The organism is Priestia megaterium NBRC 15308 = ATCC 14581 (genome assembly GCF_000832985.1).
Lineage (GTDB): Bacteria > Bacillota > Bacilli > Bacillales > Bacillaceae_H > Priestia > Priestia megaterium.
Genome location: NZ_CP009920.1, coordinates 4,148,175 through 4,166,877, shown reverse-complemented (window position 1 = coordinate 4,166,877; position 18,703 = coordinate 4,148,175). Strand labels below are relative to the sequence as shown.

Sequence of the window (18,703 nt, the reverse complement as noted above, 5' to 3'; positions counted from 1 at the left end):
CAAAAAATATAAGAGAGCTAATCTGTTCTTTCACATTTTAACTCTTTAAAAAAAATTGTCAACACCGCTACGTATAATTTTCACCAAACGTGAGAAAATAACTACTTTCTTATTCCCAGCTATATAGGCTTTCAAACACAAATGTTTCCTATGCTTTTTTTCTTCTCACTATTTAATACGGACAGCTTCTCTTTAAGTTTCACTATTTTATATTTATTTTTTATTTTGTCCACTATACATATAAATTTAACACTTGCCTTAGTTTTCCTTCTCCTTTACAAGACAATGCATAAAAGCACTTGTGAATATTTGTTATACCAATACCTCTTATTTTCTTTTCTTTCTACAGTAAACCACATATTTTGAGTTATTTCTTTCTTTAAATTTGAAAAAAATGTGTCAGTTTGCATCGAAAATTTTTATTTTTTTACCTTTTTGTTTATAATATAAATTATAAATATTATTTGAAATTTCAGATCTCTTTAACGTCTGATCTAGAAAGTGCATTTTTTATATAAAATTGGAATGAGTATGGGCTATGCATGCTTGTATACCTAGAAGTTTAAACGTCTTACATTTTTATAAAGGAGAAAAAATGAAAGAGTGTATTGTTTTCATTACAAATATTATTAATGTATTGCACGACGGATTAATTTATATTTTTTATTTACTAGGATTTTCTCTTTCAGATAAAGAACTTCACTTCTGGATTATTGGTATTATTGGACTGCTCACGTTTTTAAGCGTTTATATGATCTTTAAATTATTGTCAAAGTGGAAATTTAGTATTACAGCTATTTCTTTTATCTATACCCTTACCGTTATGCTTGTCTTAGTTTTTGCCATTGAAATTCAGCAAGGAATTACCACCCGGGGCAATATGGAATTTGATGATGCCATAGCAGGTTTATGGGGATTTTTAGTCTTTTTTAGTATTTATATCGCCTTTGCTTCTTTTTTTCTTTTATCCAAGAGGTTGTTGTCTTCGAATAAGGAGAAAAAAATAAAAACCGAGGCCCCTACTCGTAGCCAAAGGCACGTGAATTAATTTCATTTGAGTTTCAAAACGACTTGATGAATTCGTATTCGATTATATCGTTGAACCAAAATAAACGGTACGTTTGCGACAATCGCATAAATAACCATCCAAACACCTATAGAAGGAGAGTTCCATATAAAAAAAAGAATAGAAGGAAGTATGCTGATCCAGTGAGTTAACTCTGCTCGATTTGTTTCAATTAAAAAAAGCTGTGCATATTCCTTCGTTCTACTCTCCCATTTCTTTTTATAAAATCCTCGTTTAAATAGCTTTCCTGCATCAGGAAGCCACGTTTTCCATCGGTGCACCCCGAATTTTTTATATATCCCAACTGTTTCCCAGCTTTGAACCTTAAACAGCGCAAGGTCCTTCTTTAAATAAAAGGCAGAAATTTTTGTGCATCTGTAGGCGATCAACATGTGAATCACAAACCATGCCATGATATTAATTAAGAGCTGAGCACCTGTCATTTTATCACTTTCTTCTTTTTTTCTTCTTCTATAGATATGCTGCGTTCTTTCCATTTAACTTGCTTTCTCACCGCCGTTTGGACGAAAGACCATACGAATAGACCCAGAAAAAACAGTACATGAATAGGAAATAAGCACAAAGAAAAAAAAGTAAACGAACCTATTTTTCTTAAGCTATTAAATAAGAGGCTTACATAGCAAACATAGCTGCTAATTGCCAAGCCTGCATGTTGATTCCATAGAGTAGGTAAAAAAAGGATATAATTAATCATGCTAGTAAGCCACAAGCTTACTAGAAATAAATAAATGGCTTCCGTTTTCCCCGCACCTGAAGCAAAACTTTTACTCCACCCTCTTATAAGGCCTTTCATACCATTTGGATACATGCGCATGGAAAGAGCTCCCTGTCCGCTCATACACGTAATAAATTCACCTTGTTTGTTCATTTTCTCAACTAGCGCCATATTTTCAACCACTTCTTTTTTTATCCCTTCGTGGCCTCCGCTTTGAAAGTAGGAGGCTGCGCTGCAAAGCAAGCACTGCCCGAAACCGACAGAAGGACTTTTCCAATTTTTAAAGGGATGAAACGCGCCAATCGATGCAAACGTAACATAGTGAAATAAAGCAGAAAACATTTCATAAGGCCTCTTAACAAGGTGATAAGGATGAACCGATAGCACACCCCCTTGCTGTTGATAATAGAAAAACACTTTTTCAATTCCGTCGTTCTCTACTGTAATATCAGCATCTAAAAACAAAAGCACCGAGCCTTTTGCTTCTCGTGCTCCATTCCAGCATGCCCATGACTTTCCTAGCCACCCAGCTGGAAGTGCGCCCGGTTGCACTACTTTTACGCCAAATGCTTTGGCTACCCTCTCAGTATTATCTGTTGAGTTGTCATCTACAACAATCACTTCAAAGTCAGCGTTCCGTAACTGGAGTGACTGCAATAAAAAGGTAAGGTTTCTTTCTTCATTTCTAGCTGGAATAATAATGGACAAACATGACATATCGTTTCTTCCTATTTTTACACGTTTAAATGTAGGGATAGTGATGACAAGCGTAGCTGTCAAGACAAGAGCAACCAGTAAAAAAGACATCCTTTTCTCCTTTCCTTCACGTATGAAAATTAGCGAACTGGACAAAATAAAAAGTTGTAGACCTATTTTTATTTTGCGTGAAGTCATTTTATACACATTGTTGACAACTCGCTTTTGTTTTATAAGGAGGAAAAAGATGAATAAGAAAGTAATTGTTGTAGGCGCAGGTTTAGGTGGTCTGTCAGCTGCTATTCGTCTGTCAGCTGATGGATATGATGTAACAGTCGTTGAAAAAAGCAAGCGAATTGGCGGTAAGTTAAATATTCGCAGCGGCAAAGGATTTTCTTTCGATACGGGACCTTCTATTTTAACAATGCCGTGGGTGCTAGAGCAGCTGTTTGACAGTGCAGGCCGCAATATCCACGACTACTTAACAATAGAACGAATTGAGCCTCAGTGGAGAACTTTTTTCCAAGATGGAACACAAATTGATTTGACCAGTGACCTTCCTCGCATGCTTCAGCAGCTTCAAGAACTTGCTCCAGAAGACATTGAAGGTTTTTTTGACTATTTATCTTATGCAAATAAAATGTATGAATCGAACTTAAAAAGTTTTTATAAAAAAAGTTTATCTGGACTTCACGATTTACGAACGATGCACACGGTAAAAGAACTGCTTCAAATGGATCCAATGAGATCTATGGATGCTACTACACGCAAATATTTTTCAAACAAACATTTGCGTCAATTGTTTAATTTTTTAATTATGTACATCGGTTCTTCTCCTTATCATGCACCAGCTGTATTAACACAGCTTGCTCATGTTCAGCTAGGATTAGGTATTTATTACGTAAAAGGCGGAATGTACAAAATTGCTGAAGCGATGGATAAGCTCCTTCAAGAACTCGGCGTCACTGTACATCTAAATACGCCGGTAAAAGAAATCACAACAAGCGGAGCAAAGGCAACTGGAATTGCACTAGAAAATGGCGAGAATCTATCAGCAGATATTGTGCTATCTAATCTAGAAGCAATTCCAACTTACCGCTATTTATTAAAAAATCATGCGCAAGCAGCTAAGCAAACTCAGCAGCTTGCAAAATTTGAACCTACTGTTTCTGGCCTTGTTCTTTTATTAGGGGTTAACAAACAGTACAAGCAGCTTCAACATCATAATTTCTTCTTCTCAAAGGATCAGAAAGAAGAGTTTGATACAATCTTTAACAAAGGTCAAGTAGCCATGGATCCGACAATTTACATTGGCGTATCGTCTAAATCAGACCCTACGCAAGCTCCTGAAGGAAAAGAAAACCTGTTCGTTCTTACTCATGTACCTCCTTTAAAAGAAGGAGACGACTGGGCTGCATTAAAAGACCGCTACCGTGATGTCGTATTGAAAAAGCTTGAGGCAATGGGATTAGAAGACTTACGTTCAAGCATTGAGTTTGAATATACGTTTACTCCTAACGATATCCAGGAGCTTTACGGTTCTAACGGCGGGTCCATTTATGGTGTAGCAACTGACCGTAAGAAAAATGGAGGTTTTAAAATTCCGGCAAGAAGTCAGCTTCTTTCTAACCTTTATTTTGTAGGCGGCTCTACACACCCTGGAGGCGGCGTGCCAATGGTGACATTATCTGGTCAGCTTACAGCGGACGCAATTAATGAAGATTTTCAGATTCCTCGTATGCAAAAAGATATTGGATAATGAAAAAGTGCAGGAAATTCCTGCACTTTTGTTAAAAGTTCATTTTTGACTGTCCACCGTCCACGTTTAACGTCGCACCAACTATCCATGAAGCTTTAGAAGATGCTAAAAAGGCAACGGCGTTTGCCACTTCTTCCGGCTCTCCAAAGCGCCCTGCTGGTATTTCGTTTTCAACAAATTGTTTAATCTTTTCCGGATTTTCATCCATTCTTTTTTTCCAATTACCCGTTTCATGCAAAATGCTTCCCGGCGCTACTCCATTTACACGAATTCCTTTAGAAATCATTTCATCTGCAAACGACTTTGTAAAGCTGATAAGTGCTGATTTTGCGTTATTGTACGTGACTTTCCCTCCACTTTCTCTTCCGAAAATAGACGTAACATTAACGATTGCCGCATCTTTTGTCATACGCGCCGCTGCTAGCTTGCTCAAGTGGACAGCTGAAAAGTAGTTAAGCTCCATTGCTTCTTTGAAAAGGGATAAATCTGTTTCCATGGCGGTGCTTCCATTACTTCCTCCAGCGTTATTAATTAAAATATCAATGCTTCCGAAATCGTTAATGAACTTCTCAATTAATGCAACTCTGTCTGATTCGTTTGTTAGGTCTGCTGTATATGTACGCACGTTTTCTAATTCTGACTGTGCATCCTGTAACGCTTCCTCTCCTCTTGCCGCAATTCCAACGTTTGCTCCTTCTTGAATAAACAAAGCAGCAATAGCCTTCCCAATTCCTTTTGACCCGCCGGTAATAAGTACATTTTTACTTTGCAACTGTAAATCCACACGTATCCCTCCACGTTAAATGATAATTACTATACTTTCTATCATAGCTCACTGCATGTCAAAATTAAAATCATATACTGTTTTACCTTTTTACTCCTTTTAAATCACCGCGTTTTATGGATACATTCTTTGAATTTATTGTCAGAAGCCTTAGCAAAAACAAGCCACGGCGTGATATAATGCTTTTTGGTGTAAATGTTTTCAAATTGGGGGTTTTTTAATGCAACAAACGTTTTCAACGTCTCAAAAAGTTAAGCAGTTCGTTTTTATTTTATTTCCGATATTGGTCACCCAGTTTGGAATGTTTTCAATGACTTTTTTTGATACGATGATGTCAGGAAGGGTAAGTGCAGATGACTTGGCAGGGGTAGCAATTGGTTCAAGCTTATGGGTACCTGTTTTTACAGGGCTAAGCGGAATTTTAATGTCTATTACGCCAATTGTTGCACAGCTTGTCGGAGCTAATCAAAAGAAAAAAGTTCCGTTCTCCGTCATTCAAGGGCTTTATGTCTCCATTTTAATGGCCGTTGTTATTATTTTAATCGGCTTTTTTGTTGTTGATCCTATTTTAAAAGGGATGAATTTAGAAGCAAACGTAATGCGCATTGCCAAACAGTATTTAATTGCTTTATCTTTTGGTATTATTCCGCTTTTTATTTATACGGTTTTACGAAACTTTATTGATGCTTTAGGGCAAACTCGTACGTCTATGCTTATCACCATTTTAGGGCTTCCGGTTAATGTAGCTTTAAACTATGTATTAATCTTCGGTAAGCTGGGCTTCCCCCACTTGGGTGGAGTAGGCTCTGGTTATGCAACTGCCGTTACGTATTGGTGCATACTCATTGTATCCATTGTAATTATTCATAAAAAAGAACCTTTTTCTAACTTCGATTTATTTAAAAGATTTCATCGTATCTCTTTTCCTACTTGGAAAGAAATATTAAAAATTGGTTTACCTATCGGTTTTTCGGTCTTTTTCGAAACAAGTATTTTTTCAGCCGTCACGCTGTTTATGAGCTCATATAATACCATTACGATCGCTTCTCACCAAGCAGCTATTAATTTTGCCTCATTTCTCTATATGATTCCGCTGAGTATTTCTATGGCTTTAACGATTGTTGTGGGATTTGAAGCAGGTGCTAAGCGTCATCAAGATGCACGAAGCTATAGCAGGATCGGTGTAACTATCGCTGTTGGCATGGCTTTTGTTTGCGCAGGTCTTTTATTTACTCTGCGAGAATCAGTAGCTTCTTTGTATACAAAAGATGCAGAGGTACTCGCATTAACTTCTCATTTTTTGATTTATGCAATTTTCTTTCAGCTTTCTGATGCTCTTCAAGCTCCTATTCAAGGCGCTCTACGAGGATATAAGGATGTAAATGTTACCTTTTTAATGTCCTTGGTATCTTATTGGGTAATTGGTCTACCTTTAGGCATTGTTTTAGCAAAATACACCGATTTGCAGGCGTTTGGCTATTGGATTGGACTAATTGCGGGGCTTGCTGCAGGAGCAACAGGACTTGCGTATCGTTTGATAAAAATACAAAAAAAGCAGCTGCTAGAGGAGAATAAATCTTCTCGAACGGCTTAATCAAAAAAAGAACGTTCTCAAAAGAACGTTCTTTTTTAGTTTAAAAATGGATTGATACTCTTCCTTATACTAAGGCCTAAAACTTCTTATTTATTTAAGGTACGCTCTAACTCTTGTAAAAGCTGTTCCGCACCTTTTTTACTTAACACAACGTTTCCATTCCCAAAGGTTAAGTTTTCACGCGTAATTTCCCCAGTTACTAAGCAAGCACCATACGGGCTATACTTTTGTAAAATAATAATATCTTCATCAACATATATTTCTACTGGATCACCTGTGTTGATATTTAAAATGCGGCGCAATTCAATAGGAATTACTACGCGACCCAATTCATCTACTTTTCTTACAATTCCTGTAGACTTCATAAAATCCATTCCTTTCATAGTAAACAAATAATATCTTCTCGATACAAATCTAGTCAAATTCGTCAGAGTTGCTAAAACCAAAATGCTTGAATGATGGTCTGATAACGGTTTATAAGTTCTTAAAATATGGCAAATAACGTATTAAATAGATTTATATACACTTTGTATCATATCAATTCGTACACTATTTATGAATAGTGCATAATCTTTAAAATCGAATTCATCCATATATGTTAAAAGTGTGTATTTTATCCATAATATAACTATATATCCATCTTTTACACTACTTTGTACCCATTTTATAACTTTTATTCCGACATAAGACGACAAAATCAGCTATAGAAAAAACGTGTCTTTTCTAACTAAAGACACGTTCATTTGGACCCGAAGTTGTCACGAATAGCTTTTTGAATCATAGCTTCACACCGCTCCAGCTCTACTTTTAATTGTTTTTTATATAATTTAGCTTTCTCTTCTCCCTCATTTGTAAATGTATAATAAACCACTTCTTGAAGCTTCATTCCTTCTTTTTTACGCTTCACCTGTTTGAGGACACCGTCTTCAATCAAGTCATGAAGAGCTTTGTATACCTCAGAATGATTAGGTTTGAACCCAAAAGGGCGAAATTCATCTCTCAACACATCTAATAACCGAAGGCCATACAGACGCTCTTGCTCCGTCATTGTAATCATATATAATTTTAAGAAAGCACGTTGTTTTAATAGAAAACCACTGGATGTACGCTTTTCTCTCATCTCAACTTCCTCCTTCACATACTTGCTTTCATTCAGGATAATAGAAAGCTCTATACGTAATTATACTTTTTTTATTCTACATAATCCTTCTTTTTCACTCAAAATCTCTTTTTTTTCTCACATTTTTTCACTTATTTACGTGTTTTTCTCATTTTTTGTAAGCAGGCATTGAATTTTCTTTTTTTCATATATATAGAAGGAATTTACGTGAATATAAGGAGGGTTTCCTTTGAGTAAAAAATATGAAGAGATTGATTGGGGTTCGATTCAGCATAAGGTAGAAGATATGCTTGGAAATCACTTTTGGAGCGATTTAAATCACATCTTGCCCAAACGATTTCCAAACGTCGACTTATATGAAACTGATAAAGAAGGCATTATTGTCGTTGAGGTTCCTGGACTGCATTCAACTAACGACATTCAAATCAAGTTGGACGCAAATATATTAACAGTTGAAGGAAACGTTCCTTATGCTTATGAAGCATCTAAACAAAAGTTAAAGCTCAACGAGCGCCATACAGGCGTATTTTCTCGCACGGTCAAACTTCCTTTTCACTACACAGACGAACCAGTTCGCGCTAAGTACAAAAATGGATTATTGGAAATTCGACTGAATAAGATAGAAAATGATCAAACCATTGCTATACAATTTGAAGATGATTAACTGCACGTAACAAAAACCCTTCTGTTAGCAGAAGGGTTTTTGTTAGAGCGCTGAACTTAACACAATGTTTCCTTTTGGCGTCTTATTATTCGCGTTCGGTTCTAAAGTAATTGCCATAACATCCCACTTTTCAGTCTGTTCTTTTTGGCTCATCGTATAGACCACTGTCCCGTTTCCATTTTTATCTGTTACAAAAGCACCTGCCGGATGAGGCTTATCACCTTTTATGAGCCACACCTGATAGACTTCATTCCCCTTTACGTTTTTCAAGTTATTCGCTTGAATAACCACATTTAGATTTCCACCCTTTTTCGTAAGAGATGCTGTTGCTTCGCCAGAAACGTTCGGCTCTGCCTGCAGCTTTATTGTTTTTTCAGATGTAAGAGGTTCGTTTTGAGGAGCAACCGAAACATTTGGCTCTTGTTTGCCTTTGTCTCCATCTTTCAACAGAAAGTAGCTGTTTCCTGCAAGAGATAAAAGAAGTGCCGCAGCTAATCCAATAATGATGGACTTTTTATTTGATTTCTTAGACGCAGCATGTTGTTTTTCATTTTTTAAAGCGATTGGTTCCCTCTTTGTCTCGCCTTGTTCTTCTTCGAATACATTCGCAAGTATTCGCTGTTTCATTTCTGGCGGAGGAGATTGTTCTGGTGTCAAATACGTTAGATCTCCAAGAACTTCCTCTAGCTCTCTTAGTTCTTCTTGACAGCTTTGACAGTTTTTTAAGTGCATTTCAAACTCTTTTTTCTCATGGGAAGTCAACTGATCATTATAGTAATCAATTAGTTTATTGCACATACTCATGAATCAGCTCTCCCTTCTGCATCAGTACCTAAATATGTTTTTAATTTCCGCAACGCTAATCGCACCCTACCCTTTACTGTTCCTAATGGGATTTGCTGCTCTTCTGCTACTTTTTGCTGCGTTAATCCCTTAAAATAAACGGATTGAATAATCTTTTTTTGGTCTTCAGACAATTTTGATACAGCGTGCCGTACTCTCTGCTGTTCTTCTTTCCACTGAAGCTGCTCGTCAATCTGAGGATAATCATCTTCAATAAAATCAAAAATTTCTTCTGAGAAAATAGGATCGTTTTTTCTTTTTCTTACAATATCAATCGCGGTGTTTCTTGTAATCGTAAACAGCCATGATGAAAACTTCCCTTTTTCATCGCTGTAAACTCCCTTTCCTCTCCACAGCTTAATAAACACTTCTTGAACAGCTTCTTCAGCAATATCAGAGCTATTTGTTAACCGGTATATAAACGAATAAAGAATTCGCTCATACTTGTCATACAGCAGTTCAAGGGCTTTTTTGTCTCGTTCTTTTATTCTATTGTATAAGACAACGTCGTTTTGCTCTTTCATACCCTTCTCCTTTAACTCTTATGAGTCCTTATTATATAATCGAATTACCTTTGAATTTGGATCACTTTCATATCTTTTAAACGTACCTTTATTTTTCAAAAATGACAAGTAATTATACTTTTTGTATGGAATAGGAGCGAAATCGTCCGATGAAACATTTAATTCTTTTTGATGGTATATGTAATTTATGTAATAGCAGTGTTCAATATATTATTAAACATGATGAACAAGCTTTGTTTTCTTTCGCTTCTCTTCAATCAGATTTCGGAAAGCAGCAGCTAGCCTCTCACGGCTTACTTCCTGAGCAATTAGACAGCATTGTATATATTCATGGAAACCAAAGATATGTAAAGTCAACGGCTGCTTTAAAAATCGCCAAGCGCTTAGATGGACCCGTTAAATTTTTATATGCTTTCATTATCATTCCTGCACCTATTCGAGATATAGTATACAACTGGATCGCTCGCAACCGATATAAGTGGTTTGGCAAACAGCAGCACTGCATGCTCCCAACTTCTGATATGAAAAAGCGGTTTGTTGATGACTAAAAAAGTTTGGGGCATAGAGAAAAAACAGTTCCAAAGAGGAATATATGTGTGTTAAGGAAGTCTATTCATTAAAAAATCCGAACTGATTCAACATTCCAATGAAAGAATGCTGAACTATAGTTCGGATTTTTCAGCTAACATATGGTTGTACGAGCTTTTTTAGCTTCCACCCATTGCTTTTTTATTCGTTGCTTCAATTGCCTGCTTTATTATTAGGGAAAAGTCTTGTTCTTTCATCACTTTTAACCCTTCGGCAGTAGCGCCGCCTGGAGTTGTTACTTGCTCTCTTAAAGACGCAGGATCTTTGGTTTCATGCAGCATTTGTACAGAGCCATACATCATTTGAATAACTAAATCTTTGGCTGTTTTTTCGTCCACACCGTAAGCAGTAGTTGCATCAATTAACGATTCTGCAAAATAATATAAAAACGCCGGTGCACTGCCAGTTACAGCCGTTAGCTCATGTACTTCTTTCTCTGAACACTCATGCGCTTTACCAATTCCTTTTAAAATCATTTGAAGCACTTCTTTATGCTCTTTTGTGGCAGAAGTTCCAAGTGTATATAGTGACATCGATTGTCTAATCATAGCAGCTGTATTTGGCATAATCCAAGCGACAGGCGTATCCTGCGGAAGATGACTTTCTAAGTAACTCGGACCAATCCCTGCCGCTAACGTTACGACAAATTGTTGATTTAAATGAGTCGAAAGTTCCTTGAGCACGGAAGGATGGGCCTCGGGAGGCATCGCTAAAATAATAACATCCGAATTGTCAACTTCTTGGCACCAATTTTGCGTCGTGTGTACGCCGTACGTTGTTTCAACACGCTGTAACCGCTCAATATCTCCGTTGTTTGACATCACCACTGCCTCAATACTGTCAGCGCTGCTCGTAACCAAACCAGCCGCTACAGCTTCAGCCATTCGTCCTGCTCCAATAAATAAAATTCGCTGTTTTTTCATCTGTTACTCCCAGTTATATGTCCAGAATTCTTCTCTAGTTAATAAACGTTCCATTTGCGGATAGTCAGATAAGCGATCGAAGTCAATTGCGTTCATCATTCCTTCTGTTTGAGAACGATGGGCTTTTAACGCTTCAATTTTTTTATCTTTCATCGCTGTTACATCAAAAATAACATCTGGTTCTCCAATATGTTCAATACGATCTTTCGAAAACGCATGACACCAAACAACCGGACGCTTTTCTTTTGGCATACGTTTTACCGCTTGAATTGTAGCTGCACCCGTAGCATTATGATCAGGGTGTACCGCAAAGCCAGGGTAATGTGTTAAAATGTGAGTCGGCTTTACATCGTTAATGATTTCTTCAATTTTATCTGCAAAAACATCAATATCAAGAAATTCCAGCGTTTTATCACGAAGCCCTAGCATACGCAAGTCTTGAATATCTAAAACGTTCGCTAAATCTAAAAGTTCTTTTTTTCGGATTTGAGGTAAAGTTTCACGGTTAGCAAACAGCGGTCTACCCATATTTCGTCCCATTTCACCTAGCGTAACACAGGCATATGTAACGGGCGTTCCTTTTTGTCTAGCTTGCGTGATCATTCCTGCTGCTCCATATGCTTCATCGTCAGGATGCGGAAATACAATTAATAATCTTTCTTCCATATTCTATTCTCCTCTCTTTTCTCTTATGAAAACGGATGTTCACTTAATTGAAGGGCAACTGCTAAACGACCTTCAAAGTCATGCCCAGCTAGAAGAAGTCGGCCTTCTTCATCAATTTCCCAATCTGTTAATCCCTCTGCATAAATCCATCCTAAATCAATTTGAAGACCTACACGATAAGGACCTTCTCCAGTTATCTTTCCGTTTGAAATAGTGACTTTACCATTGCGAATAAAAGCCCCAACTGTCATTACTTTTTCATTTACGTGTGAAGCATATGCACCGTTTGTCGTTTCAAGGTGTACATATACGTCTTTATTTAAAAATGTTTGTATTTTTTTTTGGACTGTTTCTTTATGAATTGGTTGCACGCTTGTTACTCCTTTCTCATGTTCATAAATTGTATTGTACTAAAAATCATGAGCGAATCCTAATGTTTAGTTCTAGAGTTTGAATTTCTTTATTCCATCGTTCATAATCATACATAAATGTTAATTCTTCCCAATTTAACATACTGATTTCTTGAATGTCTATAATAATCTCAGCAAGTTCACGACTAAGCATACCTAGTTCTTTTCCTTCGGTCAGCTTTTTTTTGTAACGATTAAAAGCTGGATCTAATTGTTCAATTTGTGCATAAATTTCATGGATAGAGCCATATTGTTGAATAAGAGGCAGTGCGGCTTTTTCTCCTACACCAGGAACACCCGGAATATTGTCCGATTTGTCACCAAGCAATGCTTTTACGTCCACCCATTGACGAGGATGAATATTATATTCTTCTTGAAAGTGCTTGAAGCCATAAACAAGATCGCCAACCTGCTTTTTGGCAATAATTTGCGAAATATGTTGATCTAGGAGCTGAAGCAAGTCTCGGTCATTGCTATAGATGTACCCTGGACTTTGCTTTTCCTTACTCCACTTGCTTACAAGTGCTCCAATTAAATCATCTGCTTCATAAGAAGACAATGACATTTGATAAATGCCTACTGTGTCAAAAAATTGTTTTAACGTTTCATACTGCTGAATCAGCGGCTCAGGCAGCTCTGCTCTTGTTTGCTTATATAGGGCGTATGTATCTTTACGTTTTGTATCCTCACGCTTAACATCCCAAGCGACGAAAATATGGCTTGGCTCATATTGGTGAATCAATGCATGCATTTTTTGAATCGTTACTCTGAGGGCATTCGTAAATTGGCCCTTACTATTTCTTGTCAACGCTGCTTCATCTCTGCCATAAGAAGTAGCAAAATAACAGCGGCTTAATAAATTAAATCCATCAATTACTAATAGTGTTTCGTTCACATAGTCACGTCCTTTGAAAACTTTGCTCCTTTAGCTTTTAGAGCAAACATACTATAGCACTTGTTCTTTGCACGCGTCAATGAAGCGCACAAAGCTCAAAACACGCCCATTTTTTTCTCTCAATGTAAATGTAGTATAAAGATGTTAAATTGTTGTTATGATTTATTCGTTTGGCTTTTAGAACTTTTGACTATCCTATAAAATGAGGATGAAAGATCAATCCTACAAATGAAGGTGAAAAAAGTGAATAAAAACACGATGATTAAAACATTAAAAGTTATATCTGTTGTGTCGCTTCTCGCTTTGTTATTTATCATTGCTTATGATCGTTCCATGTCTACATCCATGATTATTTTGTTCAGTTCGCTCATTTTCTTTGTATTTGTACTTAGCGACTTTTTTTTCGATCGCAAGCCGTGGGGATTAAAAGGCCTTCAATTATATATATCACTGATGTTATTCATCATTGCCATTTTTGAAATGCATCAAGTTGTCAGTTCACTTTGCGTTATTTCCATTATGGCTCTACCAAAAGTTATTGACGAATTAGCTTAAGTGTGAATGATAAATGATAAAATCCATGATCACAATGATCATGGATTTTATTACGTTTTGAGTAATTTTTCAGAGATGCGAAGAGCTTCTTCTATGCCAAATTTACGTACTAAACTGATGGCTTCCTTTATTTCTCGTTTTTTCAAATCATGGGTCGGATTTAAATTTAACAACACTTGAATAACAACTAAATCCCGCATCGTAAACATCATATTCTTTTTCATATCCCGCTGAAATGTATACTGCTCTTTTAAGAGCCGGTCACTTATTGCTAACACTTTCGACTCGGGAAGATGTAGCTGCGCTCCTGCTTCTTGACAAGACCACAACTTTTTCACTCGATCTTCAGCATTCATATTTGCGACTCGTGCATATGTAATATCACTGTTTTCTTGACGAATCTCTATCTCTTTTAACGTTGGCTTTAGCACCGTTTTTCGCTTGGAGACTTTTTTCTTATCAACTCCTGTATCTCCAAGGACCCTGCCGTGAACGGTGTAAATGTCGTATTCATTTTCTCTTTTTACATCTTGTTTATTGTATTTTGGAAAATAACCATTTACAAGCATCGTTCTCAGCATATCTAATTCTTTTTTTAATCCATGCACTTCAATATATCCAACAGCACAAATTTCTTTGTGGAATTTTTTTGTGTTGCTAACGCCTTTTCCTGCAACGTGAGCTCTTACTCTTTCTAATAGAGAGCCCGTCGTTGCTCCGATATACAAAAGCCTGCCCGGTTTATCAAAGAAAAAATAAATGCCGGGAGCGGAAGGAATTTGTCCTATTTCTGCTGTACTTAGCAGCTTCTGCAGTACCTGCATGACTGCTAAATCAATTTTCGCTGTCATTATTTTTGATAACCTTTTAACATTTCTTCATACACTTTTAGATGCGTATACACAGTTTGAAGAAGCGGTACGTGTATAGACGATTTTTCAGCTAATGTCAGCAAATATCCTTGAAGGTGGTCTCCTTCAATTTGAAAACTTTTTTCCATATCACGCTGCATCGATGACTTCATGTCATACGTCATTTTGTCCATCGTATTCATATGCTGTTCAATAATCCCTTCAGCTAATGGTGCATCGTATGCCATCATAATATTTTCAACTTCTTTAAAAAGCTCTTGTACGAATTGACGCCCTCCTTTTGCCGCTAGCACTGGGCCAACAGGTGCGCGCATAAGAGTGGTCATGCCTGACATAACCGTAATAAATAAATACTTATGCCACATATCCTGTTCAATATATGAACTTTTTACAAACGAAGCTTTTGTACCACTGAACGCTTGCTCAATCAGTTGTAATCTTTCTGTTTCCTTCTGCTTAAATTCACCGAATACAAGTCTGTGAGCAGGACTCGTCTGGACGACCTCTCCATCTTTGTTTAAAGTTGTTTCAATAAAGCACAGTCCTCCAATGACTTTTTCTTCCCCAAATGCTTCTTGTAAAGGACCCACGTGAGCCATACCATTTAACAAAGGTACGACAACTGTCTGATTCCCTACAAAAGGACGCACATCCTCAATTGCTTGTTTAAGATGATAAGCCTTAGTTGTGAACAAAATAACATCATAAGGCTCTTTCACCTCAGATTTTGTAATAGCTTGTACAGGTGAAGTGAAGTCACCGTGTATGCTCTTGATAACAAGTCCATTTTGTTCCAGCTCTTTTTTTCTGCGATCTCTGACAAGAAAAGTCACATCCTCTCCTTTTTCCACGAGCCTGCCTCCAAAGTAACCTCCAACGCCGCCTGCGCCTAAAACTAATATTCGCATAACTTTTGCTCCCCTTTTTCTTTTTCTTTTATTGTAGCACAGCTAGTTTGAAATTTTATAATATTCTTATTTCATTGTATTTTGAGTTTTTTACAAAAGATAGCCATAGTGCTTTTAAAGTTGTTATAATGAATACAAAAAAAGCATAAAAATTTACGCTTAAACATTTATCCCCTCTTGGATATACTATTTACCAATCCGCAATCGGAAAAGTTTCGATTTAAACAATGTTATTTACATAGGAGAGACTGAAATGAAAACAGAAATCTACATTTTATCTGGATTTTTAGGCAGCGGAAAAACAACGTTGCTTAAACAGCTGCTTCAGCAAGAAAAAGATCGTAATCGCACCATTGCTGTTGTGATGAATGAGCTTGGCCAAGTTTCGATTGACTCAAATGAAGTAGAAAAAGACACGCCGTTAAAAGAATTGCTAAACGGCTGCGTGTGCTGTACTATTCAAGGTCAATTTGAAACTCAGCTTCATTCACTTCTACAGGAGAACACATTGGATGCTATCTATATAGAGACAACCGGAGTTGCACATCCCATTGAAGTGTTGGATGCCTGTATGTCTCCACTTTTTGCGCATCAAGTCACGATTAAAAGTATTATCACCACACTCGATGCAACAAGGTGGAAAGAACGTGGGTCCTTAAGCATTCAACTTCAAAAACTTCTTCAAGAACAAGTAAAACATGGGGATGTAATTTTATTAAATAAAACGGACATGCTGTCTGAGGCAGAAAAGTCTTCCCTGCTTTTTGAGGTTCAATCAATTAACGCTCGTGCAATAACATTATTAACGACATTTTCCCGCGTGAAGCTTGACCTGATTCAAAGAGCTCAGCTGTCTCAAAAACAGCCGCACCATAAGGCTCATGTTGAAGATCATCTTCATTTGAAAACATTTGTATATGAGTTTACAAAAAACGTGGATCTTGAATTATTTGAAAATTGGCTGCGCCAAATGCCAGATACCATCTATCGTATTAAAGGCTATATGCGCTTTACTCATTCGGATGATACGTATTCGTTTCAATATTCATACGGCATGCCTCTATATATGAAAGAAATGATGAAGCTGCCCACCACTCTTGTCTTTATAGGGGAAAACCTCGACCACACTAAGATGAAACAAGAATTATTTAATCTTGAACAGCAGTCCAATTAAAAATCCCGCCTAGAGCGGGATTTTTTTATTACTTATAAACAGGCATTTTGTACTCTGCGCAAAATTTCATATGCACGATTTCCGGCTAACTCTGTCAACTCTTCAAATTTTTCATCTCTTTTCAAATCAAGTTCAATAATTTCTTTTGCCAGCTCAATAATCTCTTCTTTTTTCAATTGTTGCACAGCCATTTAAAACGCCCTTTCCTTTTAGAATTTATGTATATTCTCACATTTATTTTCTATTCATCATTTTGAAAGCAAGTGATTAACCACAAGGCTTTATCCTGTATGGTTAACCACTTGGGATCGAGTTAATCATTAGTTTATAGGACTCTTTTCCCTATTTCATTATTTATGTCACTTTTTCTCACATAATAATTCAATAATATAACATATATATGTTAGAATATATTACATGTTATAATTTTTTGTATTTTTTTCCTTTATAATAATAACATACTACTACGTACTCAGGGGTGAGGGAGATTGTCTACGAATGAAGCGTCATATCGAGATAAAAAAGTCATGTCTATTGGGATTGTAAAAGAATTAACCGGTTTATCAGAAAGACAAATTCGCTACTACGAGAAAAGAAGCCTGCTCTTTCCGGACCGAACCAATACGGGTATCCGGAAATATTCGTTTTCAGACGTCGAACGATTAATGGATATTGCCGATCGCATAGAAGAAGGAGTTCAAACGAGTGAAATACGCACAGAATTGGCCAAAAAAGATGAAGCGAGAAAAATGAAAGAAGTAAAAAACCAAATGCTTCAAGGTCAGTTGAACGCTCATTTCAAGCGGAAGCTATAAAGTATACATACGGTGACTTTCCCGTCTCCGTTTTTATTTCTTTACGGCAAACAAAAAAGCGCATATCTAAAGATATCCGCTTTTTTGTCCGTTAAGCTGAGCGCCCTTTAAAGAATTTCGGCTGATGAGAACTCATGAACTTCGTTTTAGATAAAATGAACATAACCGATCCGCTCCAAATGAACAAAAAGGCAATCATCTCTACGCTAGAAAACGGTTCATGATACACGAATACCCCTAATAAAAGCGTCATGGTAGGAGCAATGTACTGTAAAAAACCGACCATCGATAGCGGAATAAGAGGGGCCCCCTTAGCGAAATATAGTAGTGGCATAGCTGTAGCAACACCGCCTCCAATTAAAAGAGCACTCAGATCAAGCGACTGAAGAGAAAAACTTGAAGATCCTTTCACTAAAAGAAAAATAAAATAAATAACCGCAATAGGTGCAACCATCATCGTTTCAATCGTTAATCCTACTTTTGCTTCTAATTGAATAGTCTTTTTTACAAGTCCGTACAAACCAAAGCTAAACGCTAAGCTTAATGATACCCATGGGATATGCCCGTATGTAACTGTCATAACGATAACACCTATAGCAGCTAATCCAACAGAAGCACCCTGCCAAAAATTAAGCTTCTCTTTTAAAACGACTATACCAAGTAAAATACTAACGAGCGGGTTGATGTAGTAACCTAAACTTGTTTCAATAATATGATTATGGTTAACCGCCCAAATGTAAACGAACCAGTTGATGCTGATCAGCACTGAAGCCACAAATAAAATGACCGCTTGTTTCGTATTACGAAATAATAAACCAAGCGTCTTCTTTAAAGCACTCATTTGCTTTGTCACAAGCAAAAGTAAAAGCATAAAAACAAATGACCATATGACACGGTGAGCGAGTATTTCATTCGCATTCACCTCGCCAAGAAGCTTCCAGTAAAGCGGAAAAAGCCCCCACATAACGTAAGCGCTGGCTGTATAAACAATACCTGCTCGCTTAGAATCTTGATTCATTTCTCAACCTCTTTTCTTTATCTCTCTGTCTCTTATCATTATAGATGCATTTACCTCTTTTTTATAGTTTTATTTTGCCTATCGAAATAGCTC

Annotated in this window: 23 protein-coding genes; 8 read left to right on the top strand and 15 right to left on the bottom strand. The window is 36.9% G+C overall.

Translation table 11 applies throughout. The features are described 5' to 3' along the window. Positions 1–595 precede the first annotated feature (595 nt). Complete coding sequence (locus BG04_RS21385) at positions 596–1,048, top strand: hypothetical protein (RefSeq protein ID WP_013082868.1); 453 nt, start codon at positions 596–598, stop codon at positions 1,046–1,048. A gap of 2 nt (positions 1,049–1,050) precedes the next feature. Here BG04_RS21385 and BG04_RS21380 read toward each other — a convergent pair whose 3' ends face one another. Further along, the gene (locus tag BG04_RS21380; protein WP_016763851.1) at positions 1,051–1,563 is read right to left on the bottom strand and encodes a glycosyl-4,4'-diaponeurosporenoate acyltransferase CrtO family protein; all 513 of its coding nucleotides are present in this window, start codon (positions 1,561–1,563) and stop codon (positions 1,051–1,053) included. Then, a complete protein-coding gene (locus tag BG04_RS21375; protein ID WP_034652695.1) occupies positions 1,506–2,609 on the bottom strand; it encodes a glycosyltransferase family 2 protein in 1,104 nt (367 codons plus the stop codon). The genes BG04_RS21380 and BG04_RS21375 overlap by 58 nt, the downstream gene beginning before the upstream one ends. Positions 2,610–2,745: 136 nt before the next feature. On the opposite strand from BG04_RS21375, the gene BG04_RS21370 reads away from it, so the two are divergent. Next, complete coding sequence (locus BG04_RS21370) at positions 2,746–4,257, top strand: phytoene desaturase family protein (RefSeq protein WP_034652697.1); 1,512 nt, start codon at positions 2,746–2,748, stop codon at positions 4,255–4,257. 31 nt (positions 4,258–4,288) lie between these two features. Here the strand turns inward: BG04_RS21370 and BG04_RS21365 are convergent, their stop codons facing one another. Further along, the gene (locus BG04_RS21365; RefSeq protein ID WP_034652698.1) at positions 4,289–5,041 is read right to left on the bottom strand and encodes an SDR family NAD(P)-dependent oxidoreductase; all 753 of its coding nucleotides are present in this window, start codon (positions 5,039–5,041) and stop codon (positions 4,289–4,291) included. Between the two features lie 220 nt (positions 5,042–5,261). Between BG04_RS21365 and BG04_RS21360 the strand changes: the two genes are divergently transcribed. Next, positions 5,262–6,635, top strand: a complete 1,374-nt coding sequence (locus tag BG04_RS21360) for an MATE family efflux transporter (protein WP_034652701.1) — start codon at positions 5,262–5,264, stop codon at positions 6,633–6,635. An 86-nt stretch (positions 6,636–6,721) separates the two neighbouring features. Here BG04_RS21360 and BG04_RS21355 read toward each other — a convergent pair whose 3' ends face one another. Further along, positions 6,722–7,000, bottom strand: coding sequence for an AbrB/MazE/SpoVT family DNA-binding domain-containing protein (locus BG04_RS21355; protein WP_025752053.1), 279 nt, complete (start codon positions 6,998–7,000; stop codon positions 6,722–6,724). Positions 7,001–7,374: 374 nt separating this feature from the next. After that, entirely contained in the window at positions 7,375–7,755 is a 381-nt protein-coding gene (locus tag BG04_RS21350; protein WP_013056721.1) for a replication termination protein, read from the bottom strand. A 229-nt stretch (positions 7,756–7,984) separates the two neighbouring features. Here BG04_RS21350 and BG04_RS21345 point away from each other — a divergent pair, with 229 nt between their 5' ends. Beyond that, a complete protein-coding gene (locus tag BG04_RS21345; protein WP_013082862.1) occupies positions 7,985–8,419 on the top strand; it encodes an Hsp20/alpha crystallin family protein in 435 nt (144 codons plus the stop codon). A gap of 42 nt (positions 8,420–8,461) precedes the next feature. Here the strand turns inward: BG04_RS21345 and BG04_RS21340 are convergent, their stop codons facing one another. Then, positions 8,462–9,223, bottom strand: a complete 762-nt coding sequence (locus tag BG04_RS21340; protein WP_034652704.1) for an anti-sigma factor — start codon at positions 9,221–9,223, stop codon at positions 8,462–8,464. Next, on the bottom strand, positions 9,220–9,786 hold the full coding sequence (locus BG04_RS21335) for an RNA polymerase sigma factor (RefSeq protein ID WP_016763845.1): 567 nt from the start codon (positions 9,784–9,786) through the stop codon (positions 9,220–9,222). Before BG04_RS21335 ends, BG04_RS21340 begins: the two co-directional genes overlap by 4 nt. A gap of 149 nt (positions 9,787–9,935) precedes the next feature. Here BG04_RS21335 and BG04_RS21330 point away from each other — a divergent pair, with 149 nt between their 5' ends. Next, positions 9,936–10,334: a thiol-disulfide oxidoreductase DCC family protein gene (locus BG04_RS21330; protein ID WP_013082859.1), complete on the top strand. Its 399-nt coding sequence runs from the start codon at positions 9,936–9,938 to the stop codon at positions 10,332–10,334. 159 nt (positions 10,335–10,493) lie between these two features. Here the strand turns inward: BG04_RS21330 and proC are convergent, their stop codons facing one another. From proC to BG04_RS21310, 4 genes are read right to left on the bottom strand one after another with little or no spacing between them, the layout of a single operon-like run. Next, positions 10,494–11,297 carry a pyrroline-5-carboxylate reductase gene (proC, locus tag BG04_RS21325; protein ID WP_034652707.1) on the bottom strand — a complete coding sequence of 268 codons (804 nt, stop codon included), beginning with the start codon at positions 11,295–11,297 and terminating at the stop codon, positions 10,494–10,496. Positions 11,298–11,300: 3 nt separating this feature from the next. After that, entirely contained in the window at positions 11,301–11,963 is a 663-nt protein-coding gene (gene bshB2 / locus BG04_RS21320) for a bacillithiol biosynthesis deacetylase BshB2 (protein WP_013056715.1), read from the bottom strand. Positions 11,964–11,986: 23 nt separating this feature from the next. Continuing rightward, the gene (locus BG04_RS21315) at positions 11,987–12,334 is read right to left on the bottom strand and encodes a YojF family protein (protein ID WP_013056714.1); all 348 of its coding nucleotides are present in this window, start codon (positions 12,332–12,334) and stop codon (positions 11,987–11,989) included. Between the two features lie 46 nt (positions 12,335–12,380). Beyond that, positions 12,381–13,268 (bottom strand): 5'-3' exonuclease, encoded by an 888-nt coding sequence (locus BG04_RS21310; protein WP_034652709.1) that lies wholly within the window; start codon positions 13,266–13,268, stop codon positions 12,381–12,383. A gap of 243 nt (positions 13,269–13,511) precedes the next feature. Here BG04_RS21310 and BG04_RS21305 point away from each other — a divergent pair, with 243 nt between their 5' ends. Then, a complete protein-coding gene (locus BG04_RS21305) occupies positions 13,512–13,823 on the top strand; it encodes a hypothetical protein (RefSeq protein WP_016763842.1) in 312 nt (103 codons plus the stop codon). 50 nt (positions 13,824–13,873) lie between these two features. Here BG04_RS21305 and BG04_RS21300 read toward each other — a convergent pair whose 3' ends face one another. Both BG04_RS21300 and panE read right to left on the bottom strand, forming a co-directional pair. Beyond that, positions 13,874–14,674 carry a GIY-YIG nuclease family protein gene (locus BG04_RS21300; RefSeq protein ID WP_016763841.1) on the bottom strand — a complete coding sequence of 267 codons (801 nt, stop codon included), beginning with the start codon at positions 14,672–14,674 and terminating at the stop codon, positions 13,874–13,876. Beyond that, positions 14,674–15,603, bottom strand: coding sequence for a 2-dehydropantoate 2-reductase (gene panE, locus BG04_RS21295; RefSeq protein WP_034652712.1), 930 nt, complete (start codon positions 15,601–15,603; stop codon positions 14,674–14,676). Before panE ends, BG04_RS21300 begins: the two co-directional genes overlap by 1 nt. A 253-nt stretch (positions 15,604–15,856) precedes the next feature. On the opposite strand from panE, the gene BG04_RS21290 reads away from it, so the two are divergent. Further along, complete coding sequence (locus BG04_RS21290; RefSeq protein WP_034652715.1) at positions 15,857–16,777, top strand: CobW family GTP-binding protein; 921 nt, start codon at positions 15,857–15,859, stop codon at positions 16,775–16,777. A gap of 32 nt (positions 16,778–16,809) precedes the next feature. Here the strand turns inward: BG04_RS21290 and BG04_RS31095 are convergent, their stop codons facing one another. Beyond that, on the bottom strand, positions 16,810–16,968 hold the full coding sequence (locus BG04_RS31095; protein ID WP_013056708.1) for a hypothetical protein: 159 nt from the start codon (positions 16,966–16,968) through the stop codon (positions 16,810–16,812). A gap of 297 nt (positions 16,969–17,265) precedes the next feature. Between BG04_RS31095 and BG04_RS21285 the strand changes: the two genes are divergently transcribed. Continuing rightward, the gene (locus BG04_RS21285; protein WP_013082852.1) at positions 17,266–17,592 is read left to right on the top strand and encodes a MerR family transcriptional regulator; all 327 of its coding nucleotides are present in this window, start codon (positions 17,266–17,268) and stop codon (positions 17,590–17,592) included. 91 nt (positions 17,593–17,683) lie between these two features. Here BG04_RS21285 and rarD read toward each other — a convergent pair whose 3' ends face one another. Next, on the bottom strand, positions 17,684–18,610 hold the full coding sequence (rarD, locus tag BG04_RS21280) for an EamA family transporter RarD (RefSeq protein ID WP_034652717.1): 927 nt from the start codon (positions 18,608–18,610) through the stop codon (positions 17,684–17,686). Positions 18,611–18,703 lie beyond the last annotated feature (93 nt).